The sequence below is a fragment of the Bremerella alba genome, from assembly GCF_013618625.1.
Taxonomy (GTDB): Bacteria; Planctomycetota; Planctomycetia; order Pirellulales; family Pirellulaceae; genus Bremerella; species Bremerella alba.
In genome coordinates this window covers 310,535-334,446 of sequence record NZ_JABRWO010000007.1, presented here as the reverse complement: position 1 = coordinate 334,446, position 23,912 = coordinate 310,535, and the positions used below count along the sequence as shown (strand labels likewise).

Genomic DNA, 23,912 nt, shown 5'->3' with positions numbered 1-23,912 from the left:
CCGTAGAAAGTAACCGCGTGACCGATTCCGAGATTCATGGTCAGTTCGAGCTACCTCAATTGCACCAAATGTTCATGCAGATGGCGCTTCAACAGGCCGACCAGGCAGCTCGTAGCGACGAAGTGCCGGTCGGTGCCGTCATCGTACGCGAGGGGAGCATCATAGCCGCTGCTCATAATCAGAGAGAGATGTTGCGAGATCCAACAGCCCATGCGGAAATGATCGCCATCACTCAGGCTGCCGAGGCGGTAGGGGGCTGGCGTCTGGAAGATTGCATTTTATACGTCACCCTTGAGCCATGTCCCATGTGTGCCGGGGCGATCTTGCAAGCACGAATTCCAGTCGTGGTTTATGGAGCACCCGATCCGAAAGCGGGGGCGGTTACGTCACTTTTTGAGATGCTTAATGACACTCGACTGAACCATCGATGCGAGGTCGTTTCTGGCGTGCTACAAGAGAGGTGTGGCCAGATCCTAACGGATTTTTTCCGGCAGCGTCGGGCCGAAGGAAAGAAGTAATTCTTAGTCAGAACTCTCTGGTTCATTCAGTACGGAAGGCTTCGACGGCAGGTAGCCTAGCCGATTCAGTCGTGAAATGAAGTCGGTTTCGCAAAGCAGACGCCAGCGTTTTGGGTCTGTGTGTTGAATGAAAATGGCTTCCGCATTGGGCATGAGCTCAGATATTCGATCTGGGTGCTCACATAGCCAATCGATCCAATCGCCGGCACTGCCAAAGTCGGGAGCGTCTGAGTCGGGAGCGTCTGAGTCGGTTTCTTCGCGGTATTTTGCAACCGCTTCGGGATATGCGGAAATGACTTCTTCTTTGCCTTCGTGAGGAAAGATGAAAGCGAAAGCATCTTTGCCCCAAGCTTCTCTGACCTCGTCAACGACCTTCTCGATGTCTGCGATGTGAAAAACTTTTGCGTGCGACCCGTCGCAGTCAAAGGTCCCCTCAGAGTTGGATTCCCACGGTTGTGACTTCACTTTAGAGGTATCGACGATCGCTCCCACATCGCGATGGCGGGCAAGCCGGCGGAGAAACTCGATGGGCAGCGGTTCGACACCCACGGCATCGACCAGATGGTAGTTTTCTCCAACTTCCTTCGCAAAGAATGTCGCGAACTTACGTCGAACCAGATCCTCAAAGACCCAAGTTCGTAAGGGAGCATCAGGAGCTTCTTCGCCCCCGTCAATCGTGACATGAAACTCGGTTTTACCCGCTAGGAATTTGTCCCCGGTGTAGATCGTAGCATAGGGAACGTCTACGTCATTTAGCTTGGTACCGTTTTGGCTTTGCAGATCACGCAGTCGGCATCGCTTCTCTTCGCAGTCGAGACCGAAGTGCACACCTGAAATCGAGGCATCACCAACGACTGTGACATCGGCCATTTGATTTCGTCCAATGATGACGGTTTGGCCGGGAATCAGCCAAACGTGGCGTTTGCCACTGGCGTCTTCAAAGGTGACATTCAGACGAATAATGCGTATGGAATCCCATTTAGATGGAGCATCCGAGTCGACCTTCTCTGTGCACTCGTTCTCGACTTCCGCAGAAATCTGCTGGGCAAGTTGCTCGACTTCCTGGCCAAAGTCATTTGTCGATTCTAAGGTCGCGGGGCTCACGGCCTGAGCCGCTGGGGCGAACGGTTTTTTGCCGGGTTCCTTTTGTGAGTCTTTCTCGCGGAGACGTTGGATCTCGGGATACATGAGCGGATCGACAACGGTGGTCGTGATCTCGCCCTCAAATCGGACTTGAAACTCTGAGCCGCCAGCGCGAATCGTATCGCGGTCGTGCAATTCAACGAGGTTAACTCGAATTCCGTTGACGAACGTACCATTCGTACTGTTCAGATCACGAATTCGGCAGCGTGATTTATCGCAAAGCAGGGCAAAATGAAGTCCCGACATGGCTCGATCATCCGAGATGGATAAGTCGGCATTAGCCTGACGCCCAACTCGGAACATCGAGCCTTGCTCGGCTGTGATCATTTCCCCTTGGGCAGGACCTTCCTGGACGGTCAAATAGGCGCGCATGGCTGGTCTATCATTCCTGTAGTTACGCTCTCAGTCTGGCGACAACGTTCCACTTGACGTGAAGGAAATTAGTGGTCAAGTGGTTGCCCGATCCTAGATGTGATTTCGCTCCCTTTAAAGCGAAAGAACACCTGGCACTGAGTATAACTCTGAGATCCGCGCGAATCACCCATTGGGACTACGAAACCCGTAGAAAAGTGGGCAATTCACATTCCGCACTTATCTTGGCTCATCATGATGGGAAATAGTCCACCGCAGCACGTGATAGCCAAGGCGTTAGAAGAGATTATCGATCTGTCTTTCGCAGATCTATTTCGTAGCAGCCGACTTGGCGTCTTTAAGCTTCTGGAACTCCGGCAACTTCTTATAAAACGGATCGAGTGGATAGCACCCAGAGATGATCCCATTTCGTGGCGCAGACGTACAGTCGCTGAAAGTTCGACACACTTTTTTCCTTGGCATTGCACCTTCTTCGAGCGTCACTTGGGGCAGTTCAGGAAGAGAAAGGACCATGCGGCCCAAGCCAACACTATCGACCCAACCAGCTCGGACCAAGGCCTGGGCTACGTGGGGAAGGTACTCTTGCAGGTAGGTATAGCCGGTACCAACCATCAACATTTCCGGAACGGCTTTCTTGCACTCCCGAACTGCTTCGATTTGACGAACTACCCCCATCAGCGGGTCTTCTGGAGGTGGGTAGCCATCGCTTGGGGGGAAAATTGCCGGGCGTTGGATGTGAGGATTATAGTAGGGGCTTCCGGCGGAAAGGTTGACGGAGAAGACGCCTGACTCGTAGAGCAACTTGATCAGGCGGATCGGTTCGTTTAAGTCCATCTCCAAAGGGTTCTCGGCACTAACACCGAAGCCATACTCATAGGGCAGCAAATTTTGGAAATCGATTGGTTCTCCGGCCTCGAGGCCAGCATGGAATGGAATTAAGTCGAACACACTCATTCGTACACCGATCATCAATCCGGGGCATTCTTGCTGAATACGGCGAATGATGGTCAGTAAAAGTCGTGTCCGCCCCTCGAAGTCACCGCCGAACTCACCGGGACGAGATCTCGCACTGAGGAACTCATGTAGTAAGTAGCCGTGGCAGCATTTCACGTCCACAAAGTGAAAACCAAGCTGTTGGGCGATCTTCGCAGAGCAGACGTAATTGTCGATCAGCTCGTGAAGCTGTGCGTCGGTCCAGACGGCTCGATCATCTTCCGGATCAATACCTACCCGGCCATCCAGAATTGGGTGATGATAAGCGATCCGAGGTTCTGCGATCTGTTTCTGATTAGGGCGGCTGTAACGGCCTGAGTGAGTCAGTTGAAGGCCAATCATTAAGTCGGAAGGATCGCCGATCTCGTTTTTATGCGTGCTGACGAGCGCATCGTAGAGCTTTTCTAAACCAAACCGATTCGACTCGGTGCCCAGCGTTTGATTTGGGTTCGCACGTCCATCTTCCTGCACCGCGGCGGCTTCACCTCCCCATATCAGCTTTGCTCCGCTTCGGCCGAAGTTTTCCCAACGCCGAATTGTAAACTCGGTCGGTGTTCCGTCGGTATTTGCGTCCCATCCTTCCATGGGATGGATACACCAGCGGTTACCGATCGTAAAACCATCCGTTTTCATTGGGGCTGCCATAGGCGAACCCTGGTCGCGCGTAAGTATCGAATCATCGCATGGCAAGCTGAGCCCCAACTGCGTTAGGCGATCGCGAAACGCTTCGACGGTTTTCAGCTGGGCTACTTTGATGAAACGATTACTCATGGGTTAATCTCAACTGGAAGAGGCTGATCGAAGTTCTGAGTAGGCGAGAACGAATTTCTTTTGATCACCGGTGACGAATTGAACCGTTGCCGTGCGTTTGGCACCTTCGCCACTCATGGCAATAATCTTGCCTAGTCCGTAGTTCGGATGAATAACGGCCATGGATTGATGGAATTGGTCCGGATTCAATTTCGGTGCCGACGAACTGGGACCCTTCACCATGTCGGCTGCGGTAATCAGCATTCTAGTATGGGATGAAGGAGAATTACTTGGCGAGTCGTCGGAAATATTGCCCGATTCGCCAATCTGACTGAAGTCGTCCGGTGGGATATCATGGACATCCTCCCATTCTTGTGATGTCGGAGCATATCGTCCCAGTGCCGCTTGGAAGTCCATTTCTTCCCGAGGCAATTCGAAGAGGAATTTACTGGGTACCGTCATCATGCGTCGCCCGCGAAAATCGCGTTGGTTCGCCGTGCTTAGCTCTAGCTCTTCCTGGGCTCGGGTGATCCCCACGAACATCAATCGCCGTTCTTCTTCGAGTTGGGCGTCCGAGTCTTTCGAGCGTTCGTGCGGCAGTAGACCTTCTTCGATCGCTACCATAAACACATGCGGAAATTCGAGGCCTTTTGCCGCGTGGAGTGTCATCAAGGTGACGCGGTCCAGGGCCGTGTCGAATTCATCGGTCTCATTGACCAGCGCTTTGTCTTCCAGGTACTGCTCGAGGGTACCATCCTCTGGGTGCTGGAAGTCGAATTCCCGAGCTGACGAGAGTAGCTCGTCGATGTTTTCCAGGCGGGAAACGTCCTCCTCGTCGTCGGAGTCTTCATATTGGGCTCGTAGACCTGTCTCGCTCAGAATTGCCCCTAGAATCTCTTCCACCGGCTGGTTGATCTTCAAGGAGATCCGATCGAATATCGCGACAAATTTAGCCACCGCTACGGCGGCTCGCTTATTGAGCGAGTCGATCATTCCTGCCTCGCGGGCAGCATCTAGCATGGAAATACCGTGGTCCAACGCGTGGACCTGAAGTTTGAGTATTGTCGTCTTACCAATTCCGCGGGTAGGCGTATTCACGACACGAGTGAACGCGACATCATCGCGCGGATTATTCACGAGCATGGCATAGCCAAGGACATCCTTGATTTCCTTGCGATGGTAAAACTCGACACCGCTCACGATCATGTAGGGTATGCCCTGCTGGCGGAGAGCTTCTTCGTAGGCGCGGGAGAGCGCGTTGACTCGATAGAAGATCGCGAAGTCTCGCGGTTGGCGTTTTCCTTGAGCCACATAAGTCGCAATGCGTGTCGCGATAGCTTGCGCTTCCTCGTGACTGGTCACATAAGACAAAAAGCGTACCGGCTTTCCTGTAGGATGGTCGGTGAAGAGTGACTTTTTTTTGCGCCGCTTGTTGTGTCCAATGAGGTGATCTGCCACAGAAAGAATATTAGGCGTGCTCCGGAAATTCTGCTCCAGGCGAACGACCTTTACCTGGTCAAAGTCTTTTTCATAATCAAGAATGTTATTCAGGTTCGCCCCACGCCAGCCGTAAATCGATTGATCGGGATCCCCGGTAACACCTAGGTTAGGGTGCTGTTGGGAAAGGGAACGCACTAGAAGGTACTGCACCAGGTTCGTATCTTGATATTCGTCGACCAGGATATAACGAAAGCGTTCGTCGAGCGCGGCCCGCAGTTCCGGGTTCTCTTGCAGCATCTGGGCAACCAGCATCAGCATGTCGTCGAAGTCAACGGCATTGGCAGCGCGAAGCTGACGTTGGTATTCCGGGTAAACGTCCTGCACGATCGAGCTGATTGCGTTCGCGGAATTCGCTTCGTATCGTTCCGGCAGAACCATGTTGTTTTTGGCCCAACTGATTGCCTTGGCGACTTTCTCAGGCGTTGCGTGCGTCATCGATATCTCTTCGGTCTGAAGAGCACGCTTAAGAATTTGAAGAGAGTCGGATGTGTCGTAGATGGTGTAATTCGGCTCGAGTCCAACCAGATTGGAATAAGCCCTGAGCAGCCGCGCGCAAAATCGATGAAACGTACTGACCCAGACAGTGCTTTCCGGGGCCAGCCGTTCGACTCGGGAACGCATCTCTTGCGCTGCTTTGTTGGTAAACGTGAGCGCAACGATCTGCGACGAATAGACACCGCTGCGAAGCATGTACGCGATGCGATGGGTGACAACTCGCGTCTTTCCACTGCCAGGGCCGGCCAAGACGAGGATTGGTCCGTCGACATGAGAAACAGCGTCACGCTGGGCGCTAGTCAGTCCTTCAAATAAGGAATCGGTCATCCATCAACCTATCGAAAGAGTGCTAGCGTGTTTGGCGAGCCAAGTTCGCTAGCACCGTTGAGGTAGTTTCCGTAAATTTTTCCGAAACTGGTATTCAATTCTAAAGAAATGAGTATAGTAAACGCGATCGCGTCGCGAGACCCTCGGCCAGGCTCTAAAGCCTCGGTTGAATGTGGAGCGACCACGACAAAGTGGTTCTAGGGATGAACCGCTACCATTTTCATTTTTTCATTTGCGATAGGGAGGGAACCCATGCCACGAATTCCTCTAAATTCAGTAGACCAACAACATGACGATCTGTTGGCCAAGCTGGAAATGAGTACGGCGGAAATCGGTTTGACGGTCCGCACGACAAATTGCCTTGAGGAAAAGGGCATCTTCACTGTTCGCGATCTGCTTAATTGCACACCAGCCGACTTGTTGAGTATTTCCAACTTCGGCGAAAAGACTCTCGACGAGGTCTACTCGGCACTTGAGGGTGTCGGATTCTATCGTCACACTCGCCAACTCGCTCGTGCCACGGCCGTTGCCGTTTAACGAGCCTCCAAACGCTCGCAGCTAACTCTTGGTGTCCGTGTAGCGATTGATTGGCTATGGGGACTTACCAATCTGGAAACAGCGAACCGGACCGCCCCCCGTACCCGTTTCGCGCACAAGCAAATAGCCTTCGCTCAGCGCGGGCAACGCACGCACAATGTCGTTGCTCGCGCGGAAGCGGCTGACTTCTGCGAATTTCTTTTCATTCGGAAGAAACAAGATCCCGGTCCCTTCATTGGTCACGGCGATTAGCTTCTTATCCGCGTAGATCAGGTGCGCCGTTCCTGGCAGTAGTTCCGACCACATGAGTCTGCCAGTGGCGAACTCGACGCATCGCAGCTCAGGAGACCCTAGGTCTTCGCGTCCGTGGATTCCGTACAAGTAGTCTCCTACCAGCACAGGCGTATTGTATTGGCTGGAGAGGGTGTCATCGTTTTCCCAGATTGGCTTGATTTGGGTCTTGTCGAGTTCCACCAGTTTCGCCCCCACGCCATAACTGGCGGTGACAAACAGTTTATTCTCGGAAACGATCGGAGTCGCGGCATTCACTGTGGGGCCCCTGGCACCGAACGGAAACCCATACAACACGTTGCCGGTGAAGGGATCGATCACAACCGTTTGCATTCGAGTCACGAAAACGGCATAGGGTCGATCGGCAATCGTGGCCATCACCGGCGAAGAATAACTGGCCGCATCGTCAACCGATTTCCATTGAAACTGACCATCTTTCAAGTTAACGGCTACGATGCCTGCCCCGTTGCGTCCCCCCACGTTCACAAGAACGGACTTTTCGTAAACGATCGGCGTGCTTCCCGCACCGAAGTATCCATCAGGTGCACCGAAGTTTCCGGCCAAGTCGACTTCCCAACGTAATTTTCCTGTTTGACGATCAACGCTTCGCAAGATACCTGCCGCGCCGTAGACAATGACAGAATCCTTAGTCACGACCGGCACGCAGCGGGGACCATCATCAGGGTTGACCGAAGGTCGATACGAGGCCCGCATGTCGCGCGACCAGATCTTCTTGCCGGTCTTCAACTCGACCGCTTCGAGTAGTTCGGAACTGCCCTCGCGATGAAATAAGTAAACAACACCATCTGCGACCGCGGGGCCTGCGTAGCCGCTTCCGAGGTCCTTTTTCCAGACCTCTTCGGGGCCTCGTGGGGGCCATTGTTTAAGTAGTGTTTCGTTTTCGGCGTGGCCATTTCTGTGGGGGCCGAGTATCTGAGGCCAATCTCCAGCACGGGCCAATGAGGCAAAAGAAGCCATGCCGAGGACCAGTCCTACGGTTTTCAAGCAGAAACGGCGAGTAATCATGAGAGAAACCTAAGGGGAGTCGGTGCCGCGAAGTGGTGAATCTAGTTATATTTAGCATGGTATCGCGCGAAGGTACCGATCGCCAAACGGATGGTCTTCGCTCCACATTCCTTTGACTGGTTGCTTCTTCGGAAATCTGAAGACATCATATGCCTCGCTGGTTTCGCATTTGGGAGAAAAAACGCGGTTCACGCCGTACGGTTTCGCGTGTCGTGGCCAGCGTGGGAGAAACGTTCTTCTTCTCGGCGATCTTCTTTTTCGGCGTCATTTTTACGGCAATGACCGTCGCCTCGACCGTGCTGGAAACTTGGCCTATTCGAACGATGTTTCCGGAAGTCGCCTATGTGGAAGGGGAATGTACGGTCCAGGAAGTTCGAGTTGTCAGCCTCGGAACCGAAGATTATCCGCGTTATCAGCCCGAAGCACTCGTTTTGCTGGATCTTCCTGAACGACAGCACCATCATTGGTCGTTGAGGCGATCCCCTCTTTTTTATTCCACCCAAGAGGCGGCATGGAATCGGCTGAACGGGTACGAGCCAGGCTGGATCTATCCATGTTGGTTCGATCCTGACAGTCCCGGTCAAAGTGTCGTTCTTGAGCGAACTCCGGCTTGGGGCTTGTGGGTCATCTTTCTGGTCCTGATCTCGTTCATCGTGATTGGTGGGATCGGCCTGATTTATACATTACTTCTCATGGGAACTTCCGTCGAACGCCGGTCGGCGTTTGCGAAAAAAGCGAAGACCCTGGAACTTTTACGCGAGGCGATGCCGGCCACCACGTATCCGTCCATTCCCAACGATGCGAACTTGACCAACAGCCCCGGTGTGCGTCTGGCGTTTCGATTGCCAATCGAGGTTTCTCCTGGCTGGTGGCTGTTGGCCACCCTCATTTTTAGCTTGCTTTGGAGTGGCATGGCAGGCGTTTTCTTTATCGCCGCACTGGGTAACCACTTGGCTGGAAAGCCTGACTGGATGTTGACGATCATTTCGTTACCAACGATCGGAGTGGCTTTGGCGGCGATCTCACAGTTCCTGCGCGAGGTCACTGCGCACACGCGCGTGGGACCCACAGGCTTGGAAATCTCCAATCATCCGCTCTATCCTGGAAAGGAATACCGCGTTTTCGTAACCCAGGCTGGTAAAATGAAGGTCCGGCAACTGCAAATTTTGCTTATATGCGAAGAAGCGGCAACTTTCCTGCAAGGGACGGACGTTCGAAGCGAAACGAAACGTGTGGTGGAGGAGGAAGTTGCCGCGGCGAAGGGTTTTGAAATCAAGCCGGGGCTCCCGTTCGAGGCGGACTATCAACTCAAAGTACCCGTAGGTTGTATGCACAGCTTCAAGTCAGATCACAATGCGATCCACTGGAAACTAGTCGTGCAGATCAACGCCGAACACGGTGCGCAGTTGAGTCGTAGCTTTCCGATCGTCGTTTATCCGGCTGAATTAGAGGTTGACCGATGAGTATCGAGCCCAAAATTGAGATCACGCTCGATCGTCCCGGCCGAACCTATCTGCCCGACGATGAACTGATCGCTAGTTTCGAAATCAAAGGGACCCGTCCGTCTGACGTGCAAGCGATCGAAGCATCCGTATTATGGTACACCGAAGGGACCGGAGAAGAAGATCTGGCAACCCATGACTTTCGGCGTCTCTTACCAATTGATCGCAACGATGCTGACCTGACCAAACGCCGTAAATTTCAAACTCGACTGCCGCGCAGTCCTCTTTCTTATCAGGGATTGATCGTCAAGATTCGTTGGGCGATTCGTGTCCGACTTTTCATGCAGCAAGGGAAGGAATACATGGAAGAAGTTCCTTTTCACCTGGGTGACCTCGAACCGGCTATACCCCTTGCGACGAAACGATCGTCGAGGAAAAGTGCCGATGATGCAGCGTAATCCCTTTTCGACTCGGTTCACGCGTCCGGGAGAAATCCCCTTTGTTTTTCCCACCGGCCATTCGCTAGACACATTGATCGCTGCTTTTCCGCACCCAGGTGCGCAGGGTGCAATCGTCGGACCACACGGAAGCGGCAAATCAACGTTACTGGAAACTCTCAGCCAGCATTGGGGCCTACGCGGTTTTGTCGAGCAACGTGTCCGGCTGACAGCGTCCAGAAAACGGGAGTCCATACCACTTGGCAATCTCGATGCAAAGACACTGTTGGTAATCGATGGTTTCGAGCAGCTTTCATTTTGGAGACAGCGGTGGGTTCGCTGGCGCTGCCAGCATAATAAAGCTCGCCTGCTGGTCACATGCCATCGCGATTGTGGATTGCCGGTCATTCTTCGCACGCAGCCCGATTGGTCGTTGGCACTCAAGCTGTCTGCGATGCTTCTTACTTGCGACGTAACACCTTACGAATCGGATCTTGAAGCCGTGTGGAATGAAGATCCTGGCGATATCCGTGCGTATTTTTTCCGGTTATACCACTGGTGCGAATTGCACGGTATTTACTTGTCTTCCGGGCATGATGCGTATCGACAAGGGCTACCTGTCTGATTTTGATAGCCGATTCGGCAATCTTTCGCTGCTTATAAAGGCTTCACCAGGCAGCATGCGTGTCGGCTTGATTGGCCAAGTTGACGAAATCAATGAGATTTTTTCTGTTCTGGCTTAAGCCTGTGATCTATTCTTCACCGTCCCTTTTATAGATGCGAGGCAATGGAAGCCCGAATTTTGGAGGTTCGAAGGATCGACGACCTGACGCGTTTTCAACCGGAAGGACCTTTCCCGGATGACTGCTTCGCCGATCAAGACCATTCTCACCCTTGTGGTGTGCAGCCTGACACTGTTCAACAATCCCAGCCTGGCCCAGGCCTGCTGGCTGACTGATTGGATGTGGGGCAATGATGAAGCGTATCCAGTTGCGCCTCCGGTGATCACCACGAATTATCCCGTCTATCCAGCAACGGCCGGTTATCCAACCGTTCAGGCTAACTATCAGCCTTCGGTAGTTGGCTCCTGTCCCGCGCCGTCCCCTGTGTCGACGGTTGGCTACGCGCCTCAGATGAATTACAACTCGCAGGTACAGCGTGTGCCGGTGACGGTTTACCGTCCGGTTCCCGTTTATCAGCAAAACACGGCAGGCGTGCCTGTGGTTGGCTATCAGGGATGCACGACATCGCGAACCCAAGTTCAACGCGTTCCGGCCTTCGGGGCTGCACCTGCTGCGTCAGGTTGCGGTTGTGCTGCGACAGGATACAACGCGCCGATCGCCCCTTCGACCGGCGGAGCCATCGCTTCACCTCAATCAGGCCAATGGGTTCCTCGCACGGAACAGCAACCGATGCAATACTCGCAGCCTCAGCCCCAAATTCAGCCTCAGCCACAGTATCAACCTCAACCACAACCGCAGATTCAATCAGCTCCGGCGTCTCCGTCCAGTGGTTCTAGCGGGTCGATTTACTCGCCACAGCCTGGGGCACCGGCCACGCCGCAGTACCAACTAGGGCCTCCTCCTTCGCAGGGAGGTCAGCCAGCGGATACGCGACCATCACTGCGACCACAAATTGAAGGCCCGACACTGAATGGTTCGTCTGGAGCGGCCATCGAAAGTTCGACGAGTGCTCCTCCGTTGAATCGATACATTCCGCAGCCAGTAACAAGCCAGCGTCCGGCTCCAACGACCAACGTCACGCCATCTTCAACCGCTCCGGCACCTTCTGGTCAATGGAAAGTAACTCCGGTTACTCCGATTCCGGATCCACAGTTTTCCAACTCCGGTTCGGCCAGTGAAGCACCTCGATTGCTCGATCCTCGCGACAAAACCGCAGGGCTTGATCAGCGAGCCCAGGTGATTCCGGTTGGCTACGAGATGCCGCAGGAGCCACCGCTTCGATCCTTTTTGCCGCCAACGGCTTCCATTCAAGCCGACAACGATGGTTGGTACTCGCTGAAAAAGTAGTGCAAAAATCGAATCAAAAGATTGAAAGGGGCTCTTAAATCAGGACCCTTTTTTTATGCGCTCGATAGGGGGAGTTGATCAATCCAAATGGCAATCGCTACGCTGAATGAGGACACAAGGTACTCTTTCAGCGAACAACGTTATGAACAATGCTCAAATCGCTGCCAAGTTTGAAATATTGGCAGATCTTCTCGAGTTTCAGGGAGCCAATAGCTTTCGCGTACGAGCCTATCGAAACGCGGCTCGTACGATCGAAAGCCTCTCGCAACAAATCAGCGATCTTCTGAACGACTCATCGCAGAAACTGACGGATCTGGAGGGAATCGGCAAGGATTTGGCAGACAAGTGCAAGGTGCTGGTCGAGTCAGGCAAATTGCCACAACTGGATGAGCTTCAAAAGAAGGTTCCCCCTTCTGTGTTGGCCATGTTGCGTATCCCCGGCTTGGGACCGAAGAAGGCCGCCGTGATCTATAAAGAACTGGGGATCTCTACGCTGGAAGACTTAAAGCAAGCATGTCAGGACGAAAGAGTCCGTGCGCTCAAAGGTTTCGGTGCGAAGACCGAGCAAACGATTCTCAGCGGAATCGATCTCGCAGCAACTGCCGACCAACGTGTTTACTGGGCAAAGGCCGATAAGGTAGTGCAACGTCTCCGAAAGCATTTGGAGAGTGTGGAAGGAATTGAAAAGCTCACCTTTGCCGGCAGTTATCGACGCGGTAAGGAAACCGTGGGCGACATCGATATATTGACAGTCGCTGAGTCCTCGACCGAAGCGATGGATCGTCTGGGAGAGTTTCCCGAAATAGAGGAAGTGATTGCTCGGGGAGATACCAAAATGTCGATTCGACTTGTAAGCAATATGCAGGTCGATTTACGCGTGGTCCCTGCCAAGAGCTACGGTGCCGCGATGCAGTATTTCACGGGCTCGAAAGAGCACAACGTAAAGGTGCGCGGGATCGCCAAGCAAAGAGGCCTGAAGATCAACGAGTACGGTGTGTTTCGCGTGGACGATGACGGTAGCGAGAGCTATCTCGCCGGAGAAACCGAAAAGGAAGTCTACGCGGCCCTGGAGCTGCCCTGGTTTCCGCCTGAGCTTCGGGAAAACCGAGACGAATTCAAGCTTGCCGAAACTGGCCTGCCTGAGTTGATCACGGTGGACGACATCGTCGGGGACATGCATATGCATACCGATGCCACCGACGGCCTGAATACATTGGAAGAGATGATCGAGGCATCGATTGCAAAGGGATATCAGTACATCGCGATTACCGATCATTCAAAGCGAGTCAGCATGGCCAACGGATTAGATGCTGAACGCCTACTCGATCAATGGAAGGCAATTGATAAGCTGCGATCGAAATACGACGGCAAGATCCAAATTCTCAAAGGGCTCGAATGTGATATTCTCGAACAGGGGGGGATGGATCTGCCGGACGATATTTTGGGACAAGGGGATTGGATTATCGCGAGTGTTCACTACGGTCAGAACCAGTCCCAGCAGCAAATCACCGACCGAATTGTGGGTGCGTTAGAAAACCCGAATATCTGCATCGTTGCCCATCCGACAGGTCGTTTGATCAACCGACGTGAACCGTACCAAGTCGATATGGAGGCCGTTTTTCAGTCTGCAAAAGAGAATAATAAGTTCGTCGAACTGAACGCCAACCCGGCTCGCCTGGACTTGAACGACATCTATTGTCACGCGGCAAAAGAGCAGGGGATTCCCATCGGCATCAACAGCGACGGGCACAAGATCGAAGGGCTGGATGTCATGCGCTACGGTATCATGCAAGCACGCCGAGCTGGTTTGACCAAAGCGGATGTCCTTAACACGCGATCTTGGAACGACATCCAAAAGTTGCTCGGGCGTGTCTAACCCATCGCTTCGCGAAGCACCTCGATGAATTTAGGGCATTCTTCGCGAGGATCTTTGTCTTCTTCATATTCCAAGACGACGAAGCCGCGATAGTTGGCTTCACTTAGGATGTCAAAGACACGCTTAAAGTCCGTGGGAACTTTCTTTTTGTCGGGGCCTGAGACGACGACTTTGATCTGGGTATTCAACGCATAGGGAGCAACCTGGGCCAACTCTCCGTAGATATCGTCGCTATGGAAATTGCCTGAGTCGAGGTTCACTCCGAACCAATCGCTTTCGACGTCGTGTACTAGTTTGAGTAATCCTTCAGCGGTTGCCGTTGGGCCGCCGTGATTCTCCAGGGCTAGAAATACGCCGTGCTTTCCAGCAAACTCGCATACCTCGGCCAAACCGTCGACCATCAAGCGATGCGTTTGTTCGGCTGAGATGTCTTTCTTTTGGTGTCCGGCAAAAACGCGAATGACAGGTGCCCCGAGCTTGGCGGCATTTTCAATCCAAGTCTTGGTGTGGGCAATCTGCTTGTCGCGTTTCTCACCGGGCGGATACCCAAAGTCGTTTCTGATGGCCGTGCCTGATACGCTGAGGCCTTGGCGAAACGCATGAGATTTCAGGTCGTAGAGGAAGTCGGCATCGACGTCTTGGGGGAAGTAATAGGAAGTCAGCTCGGTCCCATCCAGCTGCATCGCGGCGCAGTCGTCGATAAAGGTCTTTAACGTGACTCCCGAGTTGGCGTCTTGCAGTAGTTTACGGTAGCTGTAGGCGGCTAGACTAAGTTTAAACTTCGGAGCACTTCGATCGGCGATCGGCTGCGCAGCGTCGGAAGATTCGGCCACGACGCCTGCTGCTGCGAGGCCAGCGGTTCCCAACATCCAGTTCCGGCGAGTGAATTTCGACGATGATTCCATTTGTAGGACTCCTCTCAGGCAGGTTTGTGGAAGGAAGAGAGACTAGACGCCGGCATTGATCGGTTCTTGGGCCGGGCTTTCTTGTTGTTGGGAACTGGCCGAATCCTGGGAGGCGATCTCCAAAGATTCCCAGGGGGCGAATGCCAGGCTCAGCCCGATCATCAAGATAGCAAATTCCCAGTTGCCGGTAACGAGCCCCAGACCTGTCCAGTGGAAGACGGCCAGCGTTGTTAGTAGGGGACGCCAAATTCGGAACCAAATCAACAGACCGAAGGCCAATTCAAAAAAAACAACCATGTGGGACCAGGCGAAAACGATCAGACGCGATCCCTCACTGCCTCCCAGGAATGTTAGATCCACCAGGCGGTTGTCGGGCTGGGCGATCAGCCACCACATCGCTTCACCGTTCCACCAAACCGGGTTGCCAAGCTTGGCGAATGCCATCATCCAATAGAACGCAACTACGTGGACTTGGATCAGCCGAGTCGCCAAATGCGAGGTGAAAGAAGCCGGTACTTCTAGTGTGTCTCCTTTTCGCCTTCTCAACCATGCGTCGACAGAAAAATACGCACCACACGGAGCCAGGCAAAGGTAGAGCATAACAGGGCAGAGCAGGGGTTCGAGCACGCCCATCAGCATCGGTGCTCGTTCGGCATAAGAAAGAACAAACACGGTCGCGATAATCGAGGTGATTCTCGTTTGCAGTCCGGTCGCAAACAGCAGGATCGAAATCAATCCAACCGCGTGAAGTACATACAACTGCATGGAATTACGGGCGAAGTAAAAGATCGACCAATAGAAGACCCGGGCAGAAGGATCCGCTGCGCCAGTCAAGCGATAGGTACGATCAACCGGCAGAACTCCGCCGTCGGCAAACCAAATTGCCAATTCCGAGGTAAATGTCAGGGCATAAATCAATGCCACCGCGCCAACCACGATTCGCAGGCAACTTACGGTCTTTGGACTTTCCCGCTGGAACCAAAACTGATTCCAACCAGAGGAAATGGCGTCGGTGAATTGATTGAAATAGGTACCAAGCACGCGTGGAATTCCTGTGTTACTCGACCGGGGCGACATGTTCGGCCGCCATTTCTTTGATTAGCTGGAATGACCCTTCAGAGTCAACAAGGACGGTTGCTCGATAAAGCTCTGATTCGTAGGAAGGGTCTCTGGGATCAGCGGCGTAAACCTGTCCATCAATTTCAAGCTCCATCGGTTGAGGTCGCCGACGGATACAGCGGACGGACACTTTATTACTGCCCGTTTGACGAAGGAAGTACTGGCCGATCCCTTTGGTGATTTCTGCCGGTAGTGTGTCGTCGCTAATCTCCGCTTGGAGGGCAACAATTTTTGCCAGTCGCTGATAACGGTATGGATCCCTTGGGCCAGATCCAAGCATAGGGCCGGGTACCTGGTAGGTGTTGGTTTCACCCGTTGGCGAACTCACTTCAACACGAAAGAAGTGTTCGTAGTCGGCCGGGGTGCCGGAGTACATGCTGTAAGGCGAAGCTCGGACTTCCAGGTTTAAAGGCTCCGTATAGAGCTGGAAAAGATTTAAGAGCTTCTCATGCAACAGTGATGAATATCCACCCCCCAGCGAACTGGAAACAACGACCCAGAGACCAAACAGGTAAACGAACAAGACCAGCGAGATTGCGCTGCGTGTGGCTGGACTGATAATTTCCGAATCGGATGGATTCGGCGGAGGGGATTTCGATTTCGACATACAGACACTCTTCACCGTGACGTCAGGCAGGAATACCTTCTAATTGTAATTACATGCACGTGGAACAACGAATGGTCTACGAAAAATGCTTACTCGGTAAACCACCGTCACTCAATTGAAAAGGCCCGGTCTTCTAATGAAAGAAGACCGGGCCTTTTATTGAGTTATCTGAGGGAGAGCGGGTAACAGGGCAAATCCCGCACACCTTCAGTTTCTTCCCTGAGGTGACGCAGGCCTGGTCACCTTAAGAGAAGAGAAGCCCAATTAGGCTTCTTCAGCTGCCGGAGGAGCCGGTGGGGCTTCTTCCGATGGCGAAGCTTCAGCTGGAGTCGGAGCAGCAGGAGCAGCTTCGGATTCCATGTGAACTTCAGGAGCTGCACAGGTTGGTTCTGGAGCACAGGTCGTGCAGCCAGTGTCACAACCACCGCAAGCGGTGCCACAACCCGAGTCGCAAGCGACTGGTTCTGGTGCACAGCAAGTCGGTTCTGGAGCGCAGCAGGTAGGTTCTGGAGCACAGCAGCTACGGCGAGCCTTCAGGCGTGCGAACAGACCACCACCACAATGCTTCTTACGACCGCAGCAAGCGGGTTCAGGAGCACAACAAGCTGGTTCAGGAGCACAACAAGTTGGCTCAGGAGCACAGCACGAAGCCTTGTGACGAGCGAACAGGCCGCCACAGTGCTTACCACCAAAACAACCATGGCAACCGAAAGCAGCGTCAACTTGACGTTCGCCACCGATCAGGGCCATACCAACGACCGCGAAAAAGATCGCGATACCAAGAGTGAAAACACGATTCATTTAAGAATCCTCCAAACTTCACGTACCGAAGTGCAAGGGAGCAAAACACGAAGACGCCGTCCGATTTGATCCCCCGAACACGACGGCACAACGTCGGAGGACAATTCCCGGCAATTTATTAGGATTGCCGGATATCCCACGAACCGTCTCAGCTTACCCTGTTGTGAAGCTGTGGCGATTACGAGGAATTTATGCGTTGCATAGCATAGGTGGTAAAGCTACCAAGCCTGAAAGCTAAGTCAAGCGGTGGGAAGGGGATTTAGAGTGTTTAGAGAAGATTTTCCCCGCGTCTCACACGGGACTAGATGGTTGTGCTTGACCACAATATCTTCTCGGCTACCCGTCATCATGAGGAGATACCCACGGAAAAAGCCTCGTTGTAATGGAACGTAATCCATCACTACGAGGCTTAATGTGATAAACGATGCCAGTGTGGCCGGTTTAGCGGTTGAGACTAGAAGCGTGTGAAGCCGGCATTACCTGTGGGCTTTCGCTCGTAGCATTTCCCCGACGGGTCAATTCGAGCTCGGCTCGTTGCTGCTGAGCCAGCATGTCCAGTGGGTCTTCAAAATTCATCACCAGAGGGGCTTCTCCAGAAAATAATTCGGTCGCCATGCCAGCTACCGCCCATCCGGCGTGTTCTTTACGTAGTATCCAGACGATTTCGTAGGTCTGGCGACGTCCGGCGTCATCCACATCGGTCCAATTGGATTCGACATGGCATATATCGTGGGTTTCCGTCGTGTAGATGGTTTGACCGACGACAAACTTTGCCGTTTCGCTGCCTGGTGGTCGAACGACCATATCATGCTTGGCAGTTTCGGTTCGTGCTTTGGTGGTTAACAGCCGACTAGTCGTAGTCGCGTCGCCATGCCGCAAGGATACGAGAAACAATTCGATGACGGCCTTGGGATCTTGAGAAGCCTTTTGGACTTCGTCCTTAACGGTCTCGACAACAATTTGATCGCTGCCAGGGCCATTAGCCGAGTCGTTCTGAGCGGTGCTTGTTGGATTGTCGGACTGATTGCAACCAAAGAAGACGATCGCGATCAGCAACAGCCACGCGTGCTTGCTTCCTTGCATGACGCATTTTCCTTACGAGTAATACGTACCGAGCGATTCAATTTCGCTCTGGCTAATTCGAAGATTAGCAGGAAACTTCCCAAATAGCGCCGAAAGTGTCAATGTCGATTTCCGGCCAATGTTTAGCCAGCACCTAACCCGCGGTCAAACGCGTCTTGCTCGCGAAGGTAAACAGCCAGAGTCGACTCAAACGTTTGGCTGGAGATCTTATAGCTAGGATCTTGATCCGTGTAGTTGTTGCAGTGAGCGACTAAGAGGCGATAGAGGAACTTGAACAGATGCCGCGGAACGCGGAGTTGGCGAAAGGCCTCGAAGATTCGTTGCTTCGAGATACTTTCGTCGAACAAGTCCTGCATTGACGGGGCCTCGCCATTGGAAACCGCTTGGATTCGAGCACTCGCCACATCGTACAACGCTTCGCTTGTCCATTGCAGCGAAGGAATCATATTTTGCTTATCAAGGCGAGCCCGCTGATAAAACTCTTTGTTCTCTCGCTCGATAAATTGCTGCAGTTCGATCGGCAGCAATAGCTTCACACCGAATCCTGATTGCTTGAGGAACTTATTGTCAAGCATTGGCCACAAGAGCAGACGCATCAGTTCAGGTGAACCGTTGATCAAGTGCGGCTCGTCTACCCGGTCGACGATGACGATAATGCCTGTCACATCGAGTGATCGTAGGATCCCTGAGAATTTGTTCAGCATCGCGTAGCGGTCGTCCGTTCGCGGATGCATGGGCAGTGGCTGGGACGAAAGCTCGCTCATCGGAAAAGTCATCAGCGTTCGCGCTAGGGCGATTCGCTCGTGATTGCTGACCTTCACGTTGCGGTAGATACGATGGGCCTTCCAAGTGGCTCGCAGGGCTTTGATCAACCATGGCATCCAGCCTGCAATGAAAGCAATCAGGTAGACCCACCAAGGGAAATAAGGGGTTCCAGACCCGATCATCAACGTCGTGAACAGGGCAATAACACCAACGGATGTGCCGACTCCCAACGAAAACGCCCCCCAAGATTGGAGGGACCAAACGCCCAGTTTCTTTCGTAGTGCAGCCCAGCGAGTCTTGAACGTTTCGGTGGTGGATTCGTCGTAACAAGCCGCCAGCAGCAACAGGTCGCGTGCCTGATTCTGGTCGAGCTTAGCCACACTAGAGTCACTGATTTCGCAGCCAGGCGTTGCCATGCTGTTGCGTGTGGCCAGGACCCGGTCGATAAGGCTTGTCACGCCAATCATCAAGATGGCGTCCATGTGATCCCAAAGCATCCATCGCTTGAGGGTTCGGTCTGGCCGTCGGCCGCGGCCGATCTGGTGTTCACGAAATCGATCGAGGTAAGGATTGAAGTCGTCGTATTCGATCACGTAGATTTGCTGTGTGGGATTCTCGCGATTATAGCGAGCAATGTGATCGACGATTTGCAGCCGCATTGCCGTTTTTCCGGCACCCTTTTCGCCAAAAACAATCGACGTAGAGGGATCCTGGGGATCGCCATACACCTTTTGCCAGGAAGGGTGATAGGTGGTATCGATGCAGCCACTTTTGAAGACGGTGTCGGTTTGGGCGTCTTCGACGGCGAAGGGATTCGACTGAATTCCGTAGTGTTCCAGGAACTGATGGATCTTCATGGATGTCTGCGTCGGGAAAAGAAATCGGCAAATTCGTTAACGTCGACGAAACCCCGAAAATCGATCGGGTTTTCGCCCTCTACTCTTACTAATATAGCCCTGGCTTTAACTCGGGACGATTGGGGCCGGGAATTACCAAGAAGCTGTGCAACAACTATATGAATACGGCATGAAAAAAAGGAGGCGAACCGAATGAATCGCCTCCTTTAATACGGTGATTAGGGGATTGGCTCAGGCTATTTAACCTTCAAGCTCTTTACCATGGTGGTGAACTTTTCCTTGTTTTGGTCGATCGTTGCCGTCGGACCATAGAACTTGAGGAAGTAGTTCCCGAGCTTCTCGGTGGTGATGATGGCAGCCAGCATGGTGTAGCCTTCTTTCACTTCGGCTGGTGCGAATGGACCACGCTGGTCTTTGAAGTCACCTACCAACTCGACCAAGTGGACCTTTTGCTCGGCGATGGTTTCTTCCTTCACTTCGGCGTCCTTGGTCATTTTGACGAACTGCCCTTTCCAGCGATCGATATTAGCATCGATGCTGCCGCCGGCTCCCATCAACGTGGCACGACCGTCGGTTCCATCTCCTTTGGCAGCGGGGATTTCTAGCTCGACGTCGATGATACCAACGCGGGGTTTTACGGACTTCCATCCTTCTGGCTTGGTCATCTCAAAGTGGCCGTCACCAAAGGAAATCTGTTCGGCTTGCTTTTTATCGCCATCGGATTTGTCGTCAGCCATTGCCGAAAATGCGGTCAACAGGATCAGAACCAAGCAAACCGGCGAAATACGTTTCATCACGTCTAGCTCCAAAATTGGGGGCGAATTTCGATGAGAGGGTACCTGTAATGATATCCCTAAAGTTGAGTCAATTCATCCATCTTGCCCGCCTGAAAGGGCAACACTGGTGAATTTTACGTCGATTCTTGGCAGTTGTTCAGCAATGAGACACTCTAACGCGATATAGGAGCGGCGTCTTAACGCAAAAGTCGCTTGCGTTATCATAAACGTTATAGGTGGTACGCTCTGAATTGGCTGTTACGAAAAGGTGCGAAAAACTTTTATGGCGAAGTCTCAAAAGTCGGACAGTTCCGACGATTCCCAGCGTGAAGAAGAAGCTGGTCCGCAAGAGATCGTAATCTCTGGCGAGTTCGGCGAGGCGTGTACCGAAATCTACGAGAAAATCCTGGAAGTTCCTGTTGAAGGAGAATGTACCCTTTATTTCGACTCTCCAGGTGGCAGTTCCTATGCGGCAATTGGTTTGGTGAGCCTTCTTCGTATTCGCAAGATTCAAGCCACCGGCATTGTCATCGGTGAATGCTCTTCGGCTGCCCTGTGGCCATTTGCCGCGTGCAAGAAGCGTTATGTGACACCTTGGAGTGTTCTCTTGTTTCATCCGATGCGTTGGCAAAGCGACGAGAACATCCCGGTTACCGAGGCCGCCGAGTGGGTACGGCATTACAATCATCTTAATTCAGAAATGGACTCATTGTTGGCAAGCCTTTTCAAAACCAAGCCTGAGTTGATTGCTCAGTGGACGCATCCTGGCCGGTTCGTAACCGGGGCAGAACTAGCTGAGACGGGGCTTGCCGAACTAATCGAGCTTTTCTGATTCGCATGGTCACAGATACGATACAGCTTATCCATCGATAGTGTCTGAAGATCCCCGGAAGCGTCCCCATATGTCACGATTCTATTCTCTCAGCTTTTTGATCTTGGCAAACATCACCTTGTGCGGATGTGGCCAAGGCTCGCCTGCCGATCCGTACGGTCAAGGGACCACGCCGGCAGATTTCAGTCAACTGAAATTATCGAAGACGGTGAACGATCCGAGAGTAAAGAATGAACTAGATCGACTTGAGGCCGAGAAATCGCTCCCTTCCCAAATCGCCGAATCCTATCGTGATCAAACCGATGAGACGTCCGGGGAACCGATCTTCAAGTTCCTACGCGGAACCGATGCCGAAACGGTAAATCAGGCTCTGGCCGATAGCGCCCACTGGTGGAATCCAAAATCACCTGGGCGCGATCTGCTGGTATCCGCACAAGGTCAAGACTTTCTTGGGGCCTGGGACGTGCAGCGGAAAGCAGGTCGAAACATCCTGCTTCAACCTAAAGCACGCTTTCCAGTCGATCTTGAGTCAGGCATTCTGGCTGATCCAAGCTGGACATCAACGATTCACTGCCTGGCAAGGGCCGAGTTGTTGGAGGCCGCCAGTCAGGCGCGTCTCAACAACATGAGTGAAGCCGTGACGGCGATCGCTTATGCTCTCGCGTATGCCGATCAATTAACCGAGGTCCCGACGCTTCCGGCACGCAATACCGCCGCCGCAATCCGAGAAGAGACGCTGCTGACGATGCGGGCCCTGCTACGTCACCCGCAATTTTCTGCCGGCCAACTTCGAACACTCGAGACCGTAATCAAGCAGACCATGCAGCGATGGCCTAAAGATACCGAACTCTGGAAAGCGGACCGTGCCAGTGGGTTGCATTTCCTGGAAATGATTCGGGCAGGGCATCTGGCATCGTTGCTCACGCGTGAAGAATACGAAGCAATGATGGCCAGTGGAGAGTTTGCTAAGCTTTCCAGCTCGATTTCCAGAAACTTGACGACCGATCAGGCATTCTACCTGGACGCGATGAAAGACGTCGTAGCGTCTGCAGAGAAGCCCTATTATCAGCGTGCCGAGGGGTTGGCTGCGATCTCGGATGCACTGAACATTGCTCAGATGACCCCCCAGTACCCGACCGTTTCCGGTGACTTTTTGCTAAGTGGTATGCACGCTCAGCACGCCAGCTTTTCGAAAGATAGATCGCGAATGACAATCTGGCTCGCGGCTGTTCAAGCAGCCAATGGCCACCTCCCTGATGAAATGCCGCTTCTCGATTTCTCAGGCAAGCCCGTCGCAATTCAGGAGGAGGCTAATCAAGTCATTGCCAGCTTCGAGGGAATTCCAGGCGACCTACCGGACCTGGTAATTCCCAAGTTTGGAACGGATCAGCGATAGCTTTCGTGGCATAACGTACAGGCCTGACTAACTTCGCCGGCGGCAGTACGGGCCGCGTCGGCGTTGTTTTCCTTGACGGCCTTAACGACTTTCAACGCGGCTTCTTGCATTTGTTGGCAATAGCCGATGTAGTCCTCGTCGTCATAGTATTCGAACCCTTCTTTCTGCATCGCATGACCAATCGCGGCAATAAGCTCGGCTTCATGCAGAATGTCTTCGACGTTGTCTTTGAACTCTGATTCGCTGGCGGTCATGGGCTTAAGACGCTTCTGATAAGCGATTTCCAGACGTTGCATCAATGGTGGGCGATCTGCGATCGCCTCCCAGGTTGCCTTGGGATCTGCTTCACGGGTTTCGAGTGATCCGCCACGTACGAGTTGCTCTAGGTCTTCGGCCCGGAGCTTGGCTTCTTTGAATGAGTTGTCGGTGCCTACTTTGGAATTGAAGCCCGCTCGGGCAAACCCATCGCGTGCGGTCAGGGCAAATTCTTTCCAACGAACGTCACCGTCATGTTCAGCCACAATTTCAAAGAGCATCGCAAGTACGGAGAAATCTCGTCGAGCTTCCTCGAAACCGCCACCGTTGAATTTTCGAACATTCTGAACGGTTTCAGCCAGCTGATTGTTAAGACGTTTGACCTCGTCTTGAATGGTGGTCGGTGAGATAATGTCGGCCCATTCCCCCGCATTGCCACTTCCTGCCGCGGCTGGCGATTGCATGCCGCCGCCCGGAGAACCTGGTGCCATCGCAGGGGCCTGACTGTTCTCGCTGAGAATCTGAGGACGTTCTCCTTGCAGACCTTCCGCGAAGACATCTTTGAAGAATATGATGCTGGTCGTAGTGTTGTTAAATTCCGGAGCCTTGGCTCGGCGTTCTGCTTGTTGGGCATGCAGCGAGGAATTGCCCAGTAAAGTTGCAATAATTCCGACGGCAAGGATAAGACTGAATTGACGCATTGATGTTGCCTCCTGGGGACGAGCGTTCACAATTAGTATAACCCTGAACTTGATTCAGGGACAGAATTTCGATTCCTA

Annotated in this window: 21 protein-coding genes; 9 read left to right on the top strand and 12 right to left on the bottom strand. The window is 53.0% G+C overall.

What is annotated here, in order from left to right; translation table 11 throughout:
- Nucleotides 1–68: 68 nt before the first annotated feature.
- Nucleotides 69–518: a tRNA adenosine(34) deaminase TadA gene (gene tadA / locus HOV93_RS14030; protein ID WP_235990372.1), complete on the top strand. Its 450-nt coding sequence runs from the start codon at nt 69–71 to the stop codon at nt 516–518.
- A gap of 3 nt (nt 519–521) precedes the next feature.
- On the opposite strand, the gene HOV93_RS14025 is transcribed toward tadA, so the two are convergent.
- The 3 genes from HOV93_RS14025 to HOV93_RS14015 all read right to left on the bottom strand — a co-directional run bounded on the left by HOV93_RS14025 (nt 522) and on the right by HOV93_RS14015 (nt 6,098).
- The gene (locus HOV93_RS14025) at nt 522–2,033 is read right to left on the bottom strand and encodes an FHA domain-containing protein (RefSeq protein ID WP_207397130.1); all 1,512 of its coding nucleotides are present in this window, start codon (nt 2,031–2,033) and stop codon (nt 522–524) included.
- A 309-nt stretch (nt 2,034–2,342) separates the two neighbouring features.
- The gene (locus HOV93_RS14020) at nt 2,343–3,797 is read right to left on the bottom strand and encodes an oxidoreductase (RefSeq protein WP_207397129.1); all 1,455 of its coding nucleotides are present in this window, start codon (nt 3,795–3,797) and stop codon (nt 2,343–2,345) included.
- A 9-nt stretch (nt 3,798–3,806) separates the two neighbouring features.
- Nucleotides 3,807–6,098 (bottom strand): ATP-dependent helicase, encoded by a 2,292-nt coding sequence (locus tag HOV93_RS14015; RefSeq protein ID WP_207397128.1) that lies wholly within the window; start codon nt 6,096–6,098, stop codon nt 3,807–3,809.
- Between the two features lie 252 nt (nt 6,099–6,350).
- On the opposite strand from HOV93_RS14015, the gene HOV93_RS14010 reads away from it, so the two are divergent.
- On the top strand, nt 6,351–6,635 hold the full coding sequence (locus tag HOV93_RS14010) for a DNA-directed RNA polymerase subunit alpha C-terminal domain-containing protein (protein WP_207397127.1): 285 nt from the start codon (nt 6,351–6,353) through the stop codon (nt 6,633–6,635).
- 54 nt (nt 6,636–6,689) lie between these two features.
- Here HOV93_RS14010 and HOV93_RS14005 read toward each other — a convergent pair whose 3' ends face one another.
- A complete protein-coding gene (locus HOV93_RS14005; RefSeq protein ID WP_207397126.1) occupies nt 6,690–7,952 on the bottom strand; it encodes an outer membrane protein assembly factor BamB family protein in 1,263 nt (420 codons plus the stop codon).
- A gap of 149 nt (nt 7,953–8,101) precedes the next feature.
- On the opposite strand from HOV93_RS14005, the gene HOV93_RS14000 reads away from it, so the two are divergent.
- The 5 genes from HOV93_RS14000 (at nt 8,102) to polX (ending at nt 13,737) form a co-directional block, all read left to right on the top strand.
- Nucleotides 8,102–9,415, top strand: coding sequence for a hypothetical protein (locus tag HOV93_RS14000; RefSeq protein ID WP_207397125.1), 1,314 nt, complete (start codon nt 8,102–8,104; stop codon nt 9,413–9,415).
- The gene (locus tag HOV93_RS13995) at nt 9,412–9,852 is read left to right on the top strand and encodes a hypothetical protein (protein ID WP_207397124.1); all 441 of its coding nucleotides are present in this window, start codon (nt 9,412–9,414) and stop codon (nt 9,850–9,852) included. Before HOV93_RS14000 ends, HOV93_RS13995 begins: the two co-directional genes overlap by 4 nt.
- On the top strand, nt 9,839–10,456 hold the full coding sequence (locus HOV93_RS13990) for a hypothetical protein (RefSeq protein ID WP_207397123.1): 618 nt from the start codon (nt 9,839–9,841) through the stop codon (nt 10,454–10,456). Before HOV93_RS13995 ends, HOV93_RS13990 begins: the two co-directional genes overlap by 14 nt.
- A 235-nt stretch (nt 10,457–10,691) precedes the next feature.
- Nucleotides 10,692–11,861, top strand: a complete 1,170-nt coding sequence (locus HOV93_RS13985) for a hypothetical protein (RefSeq protein WP_207397122.1) — start codon at nt 10,692–10,694, stop codon at nt 11,859–11,861.
- 142 nt (nt 11,862–12,003) lie between these two features.
- Nucleotides 12,004–13,737, top strand: a complete 1,734-nt coding sequence (gene polX, locus HOV93_RS13980; RefSeq protein WP_207397121.1) for a DNA polymerase/3'-5' exonuclease PolX — start codon at nt 12,004–12,006, stop codon at nt 13,735–13,737.
- Here the strand turns inward: polX and HOV93_RS13975 are convergent.
- The 7 genes from HOV93_RS13975 to HOV93_RS13945 all read right to left on the bottom strand — a co-directional run bounded on the left by HOV93_RS13975 (nt 13,734) and on the right by HOV93_RS13945 (nt 20,668).
- Nucleotides 13,734–14,642: a sugar phosphate isomerase/epimerase family protein gene (locus HOV93_RS13975; RefSeq protein WP_207397120.1), complete on the bottom strand. Its 909-nt coding sequence runs from the start codon at nt 14,640–14,642 to the stop codon at nt 13,734–13,736. The two genes, polX and HOV93_RS13975, sit on opposite strands and share 4 nt — an antisense overlap.
- A 42-nt stretch (nt 14,643–14,684) precedes the next feature.
- A complete protein-coding gene (locus HOV93_RS13970) occupies nt 14,685–15,683 on the bottom strand; it encodes a hypothetical protein (RefSeq protein ID WP_207397119.1) in 999 nt (332 codons plus the stop codon).
- Between the two features lie 16 nt (nt 15,684–15,699).
- Nucleotides 15,700–16,368 (bottom strand): hypothetical protein, encoded by a 669-nt coding sequence (locus HOV93_RS13965; RefSeq protein ID WP_207397118.1) that lies wholly within the window; start codon nt 16,366–16,368, stop codon nt 15,700–15,702.
- A gap of 264 nt (nt 16,369–16,632) precedes the next feature.
- Entirely contained in the window at nt 16,633–17,169 is a 537-nt protein-coding gene (locus tag HOV93_RS13960; RefSeq protein WP_207397117.1) for a hypothetical protein, read from the bottom strand.
- Nucleotides 17,170–17,610: 441 nt separating this feature from the next.
- Nucleotides 17,611–18,252, bottom strand: a complete 642-nt coding sequence (locus HOV93_RS13955; RefSeq protein ID WP_207397116.1) for a hypothetical protein — start codon at nt 18,250–18,252, stop codon at nt 17,611–17,613.
- Nucleotides 18,253–18,374: 122 nt separating this feature from the next.
- Nucleotides 18,375–19,874, bottom strand: coding sequence for a hypothetical protein (locus HOV93_RS13950; protein WP_207397115.1), 1,500 nt, complete (start codon nt 19,872–19,874; stop codon nt 18,375–18,377).
- Between the two features lie 236 nt (nt 19,875–20,110).
- Entirely contained in the window at nt 20,111–20,668 is a 558-nt protein-coding gene (locus HOV93_RS13945) for a hypothetical protein (RefSeq protein ID WP_207397114.1), read from the bottom strand.
- Between the two features lie 265 nt (nt 20,669–20,933).
- Between HOV93_RS13945 and HOV93_RS13940 the strand changes: the two genes are divergently transcribed.
- Together HOV93_RS13940 and HOV93_RS13935 are read left to right on the top strand one after the other, a co-directional pair.
- A complete protein-coding gene (locus HOV93_RS13940; RefSeq protein ID WP_207397113.1) occupies nt 20,934–21,482 on the top strand; it encodes an ATP-dependent Clp protease proteolytic subunit in 549 nt (182 codons plus the stop codon).
- Nucleotides 21,483–21,552: 70 nt separating this feature from the next.
- Nucleotides 21,553–22,878 (top strand): hypothetical protein, encoded by a 1,326-nt coding sequence (locus tag HOV93_RS13935; RefSeq protein ID WP_207397112.1) that lies wholly within the window; start codon nt 21,553–21,555, stop codon nt 22,876–22,878.
- Here HOV93_RS13935 and HOV93_RS13930 read toward each other — a convergent pair.
- A complete protein-coding gene (locus HOV93_RS13930) occupies nt 22,869–23,834 on the bottom strand; it encodes a cytochrome c (RefSeq protein WP_207397111.1) in 966 nt (321 codons plus the stop codon). The two genes, HOV93_RS13935 and HOV93_RS13930, sit on opposite strands and share 10 nt — an antisense overlap.
- Between the last annotated feature and the right edge of the window lie 78 nt (nt 23,835–23,912).

Coding starts and splice junctions, on each gene's coding strand:
- tadA (WP_235990372.1), top strand. CDS start 69: ATGTTCATGCAGATGGCGCTTCAACAGGCCGACCAGGCAGCTCGTAGC.
- HOV93_RS14025 (WP_207397130.1), bottom strand. CDS start 2,033: ATGCGCGCCTATTTGACCGTCCAGGAAGGTCCTGCCCAAGGGGAAATG.
- HOV93_RS14020 (WP_207397129.1), bottom strand. CDS start 3,797: ATGAGTAATCGTTTCATCAAAGTAGCCCAGCTGAAAACCGTCGAAGCG.
- HOV93_RS14015 (WP_207397128.1), bottom strand. CDS start 6,098: ATGACCGATTCCTTATTTGAAGGACTGACTAGCGCCCAGCGTGACGCT.
- HOV93_RS14010 (WP_207397127.1), top strand. CDS start 6,351: ATGCCACGAATTCCTCTAAATTCAGTAGACCAACAACATGACGATCTG.
- HOV93_RS14005 (WP_207397126.1), bottom strand. CDS start 7,952: ATGATTACTCGCCGTTTCTGCTTGAAAACCGTAGGACTGGTCCTCGGC.
- HOV93_RS14000 (WP_207397125.1), top strand. CDS start 8,102: ATGCCTCGCTGGTTTCGCATTTGGGAGAAAAAACGCGGTTCACGCCGT.
- HOV93_RS13995 (WP_207397124.1), top strand. CDS start 9,412: ATGAGTATCGAGCCCAAAATTGAGATCACGCTCGATCGTCCCGGCCGA.
- HOV93_RS13990 (WP_207397123.1), top strand. CDS start 9,839: ATGATGCAGCGTAATCCCTTTTCGACTCGGTTCACGCGTCCGGGAGAA.
- HOV93_RS13985 (WP_207397122.1), top strand. CDS start 10,692: ATGACTGCTTCGCCGATCAAGACCATTCTCACCCTTGTGGTGTGCAGC.
- polX (WP_207397121.1), top strand. CDS start 12,004: ATGAACAATGCTCAAATCGCTGCCAAGTTTGAAATATTGGCAGATCTT.
- HOV93_RS13975 (WP_207397120.1), bottom strand. CDS start 14,642: ATGGAATCATCGTCGAAATTCACTCGCCGGAACTGGATGTTGGGAACC.
- HOV93_RS13965 (WP_207397118.1), bottom strand. CDS start 16,368: ATGTCGAAATCGAAATCCCCTCCGCCGAATCCATCCGATTCGGAAATT.
- HOV93_RS13960 (WP_207397117.1), bottom strand. CDS start 17,169: ATGAATCGTGTTTTCACTCTTGGTATCGCGATCTTTTTCGCGGTCGTT.
- HOV93_RS13955 (WP_207397116.1), bottom strand. CDS start 18,252: ATGCAAGGAAGCAAGCACGCGTGGCTGTTGCTGATCGCGATCGTCTTC.
- HOV93_RS13950 (WP_207397115.1), bottom strand. CDS start 19,874: ATGAAGATCCATCAGTTCCTGGAACACTACGGAATTCAGTCGAATCCC.
- HOV93_RS13945 (WP_207397114.1), bottom strand. CDS start 20,668: ATGAAACGTATTTCGCCGGTTTGCTTGGTTCTGATCCTGTTGACCGCA.
- HOV93_RS13940 (WP_207397113.1), top strand. CDS start 20,934: ATGGCGAAGTCTCAAAAGTCGGACAGTTCCGACGATTCCCAGCGTGAA.
- HOV93_RS13935 (WP_207397112.1), top strand. CDS start 21,553: ATGTCACGATTCTATTCTCTCAGCTTTTTGATCTTGGCAAACATCACC.
- HOV93_RS13930 (WP_207397111.1), bottom strand. CDS start 23,834: ATGCGTCAATTCAGTCTTATCCTTGCCGTCGGAATTATTGCAACTTTA.